This is a genomic window from Aeromonas dhakensis (assembly GCF_000820305.1).
Lineage (GTDB): Bacteria > Pseudomonadota > Gammaproteobacteria > Enterobacterales > Aeromonadaceae > Aeromonas > Aeromonas dhakensis.
This window is the reverse complement of sequence record NZ_CDBH01000006.1, coordinates 1-983: the sequence shown is the minus strand read 5'-3', so window position 1 is coordinate 983 and position 983 is coordinate 1. Positions and strand designations below refer to the sequence as shown.

The following is a 983-nucleotide window of genomic DNA, read 5'->3' as shown; positions in this document are numbered from 1 at the left end:
GCGACACCAGCAAGGAGGCGTGGCAGAGCGTCACCGATTTCTCCAAGGCGACATGGGCCTCGGTCTCCCAGTGGGGCTCGGAGGCGTTCAATACCGCCGGCGCCTGGACCGACAAGAGCGTGGCCACCGGCAAGGAGTGGCTGGCGGTGGCCGACAAGAAGCTCGACGAGATGCTGGAGCCCAAGACGGCGGACGAGGCGCGCCTCGCCCTCAATACCATGGCCGACACCGCCCTGGTGCGGCTGTTCAACGAACAGCCTTCGGCCAAGCTGTTGTTTGACAAGGCATACGGCTATGCGGTGTTCGATTCGCGCAAGTTTTCCCTGATGCTGCACACCAACCAGGGGGCCGGGGTGGCCGTCAACCGTACCACCGGCAAGCACACCTACATGAAGATGTTCGGTGCCGGGCTGGCGGCCGGGCTGGGTGGCAAGTTCTATCAGCAGGTGATCCTGTTTGAGGACAAGGCCAGGTTCGATGCCTTCGTCAGCCAGGGCTGGGAGGCCACCTCCGAGGTGGGGGCCGTGGCGGGCAAGGAGAGCGCCGAATTGACCGCCAAGTACAACGGCGGCATGGCCATCTACCAGATCGGCGAGAAGGGACTGCTGCTGGACGCCAATATCTCGGGCTCCAAGTACTGGGTGGACAAGGATCTGACCCGCTGATTGAGCAGAGGGTGAGCAACCGCCAGTTTTTCTTTGCACAGCGCGGATTGCCGTCTGTTTAATTGGTGCGAATTACAGTAAAAAGAGGGCCTTAGGCCCTCTTTTTCATGGGCGCAGCCAGGTTTGTCAGCAAGACAAGGAGAGTGGCATGACACAAGCATCAGCACAGGACGGGGCGGACGGAGCCCTGCGTCGGGAGTGGGACAAGCAGAGCATCTATCTGCGCCTGCAGGAGGGGATCCCCACGGCTTTCTGGGTCAGCGGGGATCTGGTCTCCCCCCTCGAGCCCGGCGCCGAGGAGGCGGCATACCAGGGCCA

1 protein-coding gene is annotated in these 983 nt (G+C 62.6%); it reads left to right on the top strand.

The genetic code is table 11. The features are described from left to right. Positions 1-665: beta cell expansion factor BefA (gene befA / locus BN1143_RS00640; RefSeq protein ID WP_042049269.1), on the top strand; the 665-nt coding region annotated here is incomplete at its 5' end. Positions 666-983: the final 318 nt, after the last annotated feature.